General features: G+C 71.7%; 6 protein-coding genes. 2 read left to right on the top strand and 4 right to left on the bottom strand.

Annotation, left to right across the window (positions count from 1 at the left end; translation table 11 throughout):
- Nucleotides 1-1798: tenascin-X (locus tag D7W79_RS37200; RefSeq protein WP_120530015.1), on the top strand; the 1798-nt coding region annotated here is incomplete at its 5' end.
- A 16-nt stretch (nucleotides 1799-1814) separates the two neighbouring features.
- Here the strand turns inward: D7W79_RS37200 and D7W79_RS44040 are convergent.
- Together D7W79_RS44040 and D7W79_RS37190 are read right to left on the bottom strand one after the other, a co-directional pair.
- Nucleotides 1815-2756: a hypothetical protein gene (locus D7W79_RS44040; RefSeq protein WP_158617149.1), complete on the bottom strand. Its 942-nt coding sequence runs from the start codon at nucleotides 2754-2756 to the stop codon at nucleotides 1815-1817.
- An 87-nt stretch (nucleotides 2757-2843) separates the two neighbouring features.
- Nucleotides 2844-3581 carry a DUF429 domain-containing protein gene (locus D7W79_RS37190; protein WP_120530014.1) on the bottom strand — a complete coding sequence of 246 codons (738 nt, stop codon included), beginning with the start codon at nucleotides 3579-3581 and terminating at the stop codon, nucleotides 2844-2846.
- A 78-nt stretch (nucleotides 3582-3659) separates the two neighbouring features.
- Between D7W79_RS37190 and D7W79_RS37185 the strand changes: the two genes are divergently transcribed.
- Nucleotides 3660-4679 (top strand): aldo/keto reductase, encoded by a 1020-nt coding sequence (locus D7W79_RS37185; protein WP_120530013.1) that lies wholly within the window; start codon nucleotides 3660-3662, stop codon nucleotides 4677-4679.
- Between the two features lie 431 nt (nucleotides 4680-5110).
- Here the strand turns inward: D7W79_RS37185 and D7W79_RS37180 are convergent, their stop codons facing one another.
- Nucleotides 5111-5833 carry a head GIN domain-containing protein gene (locus tag D7W79_RS37180; RefSeq protein WP_120530012.1) on the bottom strand — a complete coding sequence of 241 codons (723 nt, stop codon included), beginning with the start codon at nucleotides 5831-5833 and terminating at the stop codon, nucleotides 5111-5113.
- 121 nt (nucleotides 5834-5954) lie between these two features.
- Nucleotides 5955-6275: PEGA domain-containing protein (locus D7W79_RS37175; RefSeq protein WP_120530011.1), on the bottom strand; the 321-nt coding region annotated here is incomplete at its 5' end.

The following is a 6275-nucleotide window of genomic DNA, read 5'->3' as shown; positions in this document are numbered from 1 at the left end:
GGTGCGGGTGGAGCTGCGCGGGGAGGCGAACCCGTTCCCGGACTGCCCCACGCCGGTGGCCTGCCACACCTCCACCTTCGACGTGACGACGGAAGCGTGCGTGGACGCCGAGGAGCCGGACGGCACGGCGTGCGACCCGGGCAACGCGTGCATCCAGGACGCCACGTGCACGGCGGGGCGGTGCAAGGGCACGGAGCGCGTCTGCGACGACGGCAACGCGTGCACCACGGACGTGTGCAACCCGCTGGATGGCTGCACGGCGGTGCCGGCGCCGCCGTGTCCGGGGGACGGGAAGTGCCAGGTGGGCGCGTGCGACCCGAAGGTGGGGTGCACGCTGGCGAAGGCGCCGGACGGGACGTTCTGTGGCCCCGAGCGCGGCTGTGACGCGGCGGACGTGTGCCTGGACGGGACGTGCCAGCGCCGCGACCCGCCGGACAACTTCGCGTGCGCGCCGGCCAGCCCGTGCCAGGGACCGGGGAAGTGCAAGGGCTCCGTGTGCGAGCGCCCCGCCGCGACGGCGGTGGTGCCGGACTGGACCTACGACGCGGCCTCCAACGGCGAGGCGCTGCACGACCTGCTGGTGGGGCCCACGGGGGACGTGACGCTGGTGGGCTTCTTCGTGCCGGCGCTGCTGGACGCGGCGGGCCCGGTGCCGGTGCGCGCGAGCGTGGCCGGGCGCCGGTGCATGCTGTGGAACGACCGGCTGTTGTGCATGGACCTGCCGGGCTCCGGGCAGGTGTCGCTGCTGGACCGGGTGACGGGCGCGCCCCGGTGGACGTTCGACCTGGCGGCGGCGCGGCCGGACTTCACGCAGGGGCTGACGACGGTGTTCATGGCGCGGCTGGGGGTGATGCAGCCGGACCGGCTGGCGGCCCTCTTCGAGGCGTACCCGACAGGCACGGCGCGCGACACGCTGTGCCGGCGGTACTTCCTGGTGGTGCTGGATGCCTTTGGCGGGATGGTGTCCGCGCAGGCCTTGCAGGATCCGCTGCTCTCCGAATGCAACCACCCGCACCCGTACGGCGTGGCGTCCGACGCGGCGGGGGATTTGTACCTGGCGTTCGGGCAGACGCAGAACGTGGGGGCGCCGCTGTATCCGGGGGCGCCCACGCTCTTGATGGCGTTCTCGCAGGACGGGGTGCCGCGCTGGCGCAAGACGGAGGCCTTCGCCGCGGGCGAGCTGGCCATCGTGAACGGGCTCTTGCTCAACGAGCGCTCCACGCAGGCGCTGAGCACGCAGGACGGGCAGCCGGTGGGTTCACAGACCTTCCCCCGGGGGCTGGGCCGCGCGCTGGCGACGTCCGCGCACGTGATTCCCTCACCGTCCGAGGACGCCACGGCGGGAGGCTGGACGCTGGAGGGCTACGCGCTGCCGAACCTCACGCCGTCCTGGACGCATGCGTTCCAGGGGTGGCCGGGGCCGGTGGCGCCGGAGGTGCGGCTGGCGAGCTGGACGTCGTGGCCCGGGCAGCCGCCGGAGACGGTGGTGCTGGGCACGGGCCTGGATGCAAAGGGGCCGGTGCTGTTCGCGGTGAGCGCGAAGGACGGCAGCGAGGTGTTCCAGTGCCCCGTGTCGAACGCGGCGACGCCCGCGCAGTTCCTGGAGCTGGGGCCGGACAGCGTGGTGATGATGGACGGGGCGACGACGTGCGGCGAGTGCGATCCGCCGTACGCCTACAGCCAGGCGCGCTTCCGGCGCTTCCCCATCCCCGGCCTGAAGCCCGCGGAGGAACCCTGGCCCGGAACCTTCGGCGGGCCAGGGCACGACCATCACGAGGACCCGGTGCGCGGGCGCTGAGTCCCCGCGACGCGCATCACGGCGTCAGCGCGGTCCAGTCGCTGTTGGGCACGGAGACCGAGAAGTTGTACGTGCCGTTGGTCCAGCACAGGCCGTAGGGCCCCAGCTGGCTGCTGTTGCTGGTGGTGAGCGCGGGCCACGCGCCCGCGTTGAGGATCTGGATGCCGGAGGCCCGCACGCGCGGGAACGCGGGGCAGCGCTGCGCCACGTCCATCAGGTAGTGCGACTCCCACATCGTCCAGCCGGTGGCGAAGCTGGAGTTGCCGCAGATGGGCGTCAGCTTCTCCTCCCAGAGCCCTTGCGTGAAGTTGTAGAGCAGGCCGTGCGCGCAGCCGCTGCCGTCCTTGTAGACCTCCGTGAAGTAGCGCTCCTCGCCGTCGTAGCTGCGCACGTACTTGCCCTTCCACGTCGCATCCATGCCCTCGAAGGTCTGCCAGCCCGTGGCACCGTCGACGCCGCAGTGGTCCCAGAAGCCGTGCGCGTGCGCCGTCGTCGCCATGCCCGAGTAGCGCCAGTGCGCCGTCACCGTCTCCACGCACACGTTGCCCGCCGGCATGTGCGTGGGCGCATAGATGGTCGTCCCGATGGCGTTGTCCGGGATGACCAGGTCCGTCTGCGCGTCGTTGGCCGCGAAGATGCCCTGGCCCTGGTTCACCCAGAAGCCCCGGTCCCCGGAGCCCGGGAAGATGTCCGGGATGGGGTCGCGCGGACGGGGCCGGCTGGAGCGCTCCGGCAGCCGCGCCGCCGCGCCCTTCAGCACCTCGTTCGCCTGCGGCTGGGTGTTGGGAAGCGCCCGGCCGTGCACCGACTCGTTGAAGGGCTCCGGCTCCGCCGTCAGCTCCTGCCCCTCCGGCACCGGCACGCCGTACGGCAGATGGGCGGTCGCGTCCTCCGCCAGCACCGGCGCGCCCGCGAGCCCCACCACCATCGTCACGGCCTTCCACGATGTTTTACGCATGTGTTGTCCCTCTCCGGTTGGAGTTGAGAGGGATTAAAACAGCTTAAACAGTAAAATAAGCAAGAGCAGTTTAGTGTCCACGGGTGGTCAACGCTGGCGCGGCGCGGCTTGAACGCCACGGTCCAGGTCCAGGATGCGCCCCTCGCGCAGTGTCCCGTCCGCGTCCTGCGTGAGGGGCAGGCCCACCGCGGTGACGTCCCCGGGCCGGGTGCGCGTGCGCCAGCCCAGCCAGGCGCAGAGCGCGGCGTCCAACTGGTCATGCGTGCACGTCCCCGCGTCCAGGAAGCGCAGGCCGGCGGACTCCAGCAGGGCCTGCCTCCGGGCGCGTCCTTCGGGCGAGGCCTTTGCCCCCAACTTCTCCACAGCCAGCGCGCGCCAGGTGGCGCCGGGGAAGGCCTCGAAGAGTCGCGCCTGGGACAGCGCCGGCGTGTCCAGGTCCAGCAGCGGCACCCGCGCGTGGGCCCGCAGCGCGGCGAACAGCAGCACGCTGCCGCGCACGAAGCCCGCGAAGGGTGCTCCAGGCAGGGGCAGCACGTCCGGCGTGCGGCCTGGAGCTCGCAGCTTCCGCTCCGCGTCCCGCACCCGCTCACCGGGGTTCGCCAGCGCCTGCGGCCCGTCCACCACCACCACGTCGCCGGGCTGGAGGGCGAAGGCCTCCGCGAGCGCCTCCGGGTCCAGTCCGTGACCCGTCCGTGGCTCAGGCCAGACGCGCTGGGAGAAGCGCACGCGGCCGTCCCCGTCCACGACGGCTTCGTCCACGGGGCGGGGAGCGCGGGCGAACGGGTCCGTCAGGTCCCAGCCCACGAAGCGGCGCGCGTCCGTCATCGCGTGCCTTCCTGATGCGGGGCCGTGGACCGGACGTTAAGAGGGGCCGCCTTCACTTCCACCCAAGGTGACACGCACATGCACTACCGTCCGCTGGGCCGCACCGGCCTGTTTGTCTCTGAACTGTGTTTCGGCGCCATGACCTTCGGTGGCGAGGGCTACTGGAAGAACATCGGGCAGCAGGGCCAGGCGGAGGCCGACGCGCTGGTGGGCAGGTGCCTGGACGCGGGCATCAACTTCTTCGACACCGCGAACGTGTATTCGTACGGGCAGTCGGAAGAGCTGCTCGGCAAGGCGCTCGCGGCGAAGCGGTCGCAGGTGGTGCTGGCCACCAAGGTGCGCGGTCGCATGGGCCCGGGCCAGAACGAGGTGGGCCTGTCGCGCTACCACATCTTCGACTCCGTGCACGCCAGCCTGAAGCGCCTGGGCACGGACCACATCGACCTCTTGCAGATCCACGGCTACGACGCGGCCACGCCGCTGGATGAGACGCTGCGCGCGCTGGATGACCTCGTGCGCGAGGGCAAGGTGCGCTACCTGGGCGCGTCCAACCTGGCCGCGTGGCAGCTGATGAAGGCGCTGGGCCTGAGCGACCACCGGGGCCTGTCCCGCTTCGAATCGCTGCAGGCGTACTACTCCATCGCCGGCCGCGACCTGGAGCGTGAGCTGGTGCCGCTGATGAAGGACCAGCAGGTGGGCCTGATGGTGTGGAGCCCGCTCGCGGGTGGCTTCCTGTCCGGCAAGTACCGCCGCGGCGCCGAAGGGCCCGAGGGTGCCCGCCGCACCACCTTCGACTTCCCGCCCGTGGACCGCGAGCGCGCGTACAACGCCATCGACGTGATGGACGCCGTCGCGAAGGAGACGGACACCACCGTGGCGCGCGTGGCGCTCGCCTGGCTGCTGCACCAGCCGCACGTCACCACCGTCATCCTGGGCGCCAAGACGCAGGCCCAGCTGGACGACAACCTGGCCGCGACCGAGCTGCGCCTCAGCCCCGAGCAGCTCTCGAAGCTGGACGCCGTCTCCAAGCTGCCCGCCGAGTACCCCGGCTGGATGGTGGAGCGTCAGAACGCGGACCGCTTCCCCCCGGCCCGCTGACCGGTTGCTCCCGGAGTCCCATTCGTACGGAGTTTTCCATCAACGCTGGATGGACCCGACCTGCTGCGTTCCAACGACGCACCGTGTGAGCGCGGTGCGTCCGCCCCTACGGCCTGTCTGGGACGGCAGGCGCCGCATGACGCAGGATCCCCTGGGAGTCCGGTGGCGAAAGACACCGACGGTGTTTGGGATTGGGACGGACTTCCAATATCTTGGGGACTGCGAAGCGTTCGGTCACTCGAGCGCGTTCCATGGGGCCCACGCGCCTGTCCGGCAGCACACCCGTGCGGTCGGCATCCACGTGGAAGGAGCACGGTCGCCCGGATGACCTTGGAGGTCCGGTGTGCGGCGGCTCTGGTGCTTCATGGGGGGCCTGTCCGGGCCCCGGGTCACTCCCGGGGCCCGGGTAACCTCTTCCCGGCGCGCGGCGGCTAGTTCGACGTGTCCAGGCGCGAGCCGCCGCTGACGTCCAGGTCGGCCTTCTGGGGCCGCTTCGACAGGCGGACGATGCTGCCGCCGGAGGCCTCGCCGGTGACGCTGTCGGAGGCGTTGGCCTCCACGATGGCGCCGCCGCTGGCGTCCACGTCCAGGGTGGTGACGCCCTGGAGCTGCTGGGCGTGGAGCTGCGAGCCGCCGCTGACCTCGGCATCCAGCGACCGCGCGCGGCCGGTCATGGTGATCTCCGCGCCGCCGCTGGCCTCGGCCTCCACCTTCTTGGCGTCCACGCCGCGCACGGTGAGCACCGCGCCGCCGCTGGCCTCGGCGTCGAATTCGTCGGACGCGGTGACGTCGGCGTTCATGTGGCCGCCGCCGCTGACCTCCACGTGGTCGATGCGGGGCGAGGACACGATGATCTTCACCCGGCCGTTGAGGCCGCTCCAGCCCTTGCGCTCCACGCGCGTGGTGAGGATGCCGTCCTCCACCTCCAGCTGGATGCGGGAGAGGTTCTCCGAGGAGCCCTCCAGGCGGACGGACTTGGGGCCCACCTTCACCTCCGCCTGCATGCCGTGGCCCACGGAGACGCCGTGGAAGTCCTCCACCTGGCGCGTCTCACCGGAGCCCTGGGAGGGCTTCGCTGCGTCCTCCGCGTGAGCGGTGCAGGCGGTGGTGGCGAAGCAGCAGGCGGCGAGCAGGGACAGCGAGGAAACCCTCATGGTCGGCTCCGGGCAAAGCGCGAGGACGTGGAAGCACGTCCGGGCGGAATGCCTCGGGTACGGAGGACGCCGTAGAGCGATTGCGTGGCTGAGGCGAAACCTGTCCGACAGTCGGACGGGTTCAGGGATTGGCCAGCAGCTCCAGGGGGACCCGGACGGAGGTGGTGTCGTCGGGTTTGATCTCCACGAGGAGCTTCAGGGGCCGGCCGGTGCCATCCATGAGCTTCAGGGTGTGCCTGCCCACCGGGAGGGCGACCTTGGTGAGGGGGGTCTCGCCCAGGGAGCGGCCGCCCAGGGACACGCGGGCGGAGGGTTCGGTGACCAGGGTGAGGAAGCCCTGGGGCGCGGCCGCTTCGGTGGCGGTGTCGGGTGGGGCGGGGAGGTCGGCTTCCGTATCGTCAGCGGGTGCGGCGGCGGTGCGGGGCCTGGCGCGAGCCGGGGT

The sequence above is a fragment of the Corallococcus exercitus genome (assembly GCF_003611585.1).
In the GTDB taxonomy this organism is placed as follows: domain Bacteria; phylum Myxococcota; class Myxococcia; order Myxococcales; family Myxococcaceae; genus Corallococcus; species Corallococcus exercitus.
Note: the sequence above shows the minus strand (reverse complement) of the source record. Positions and strands in the feature narration are given on the sequence as shown.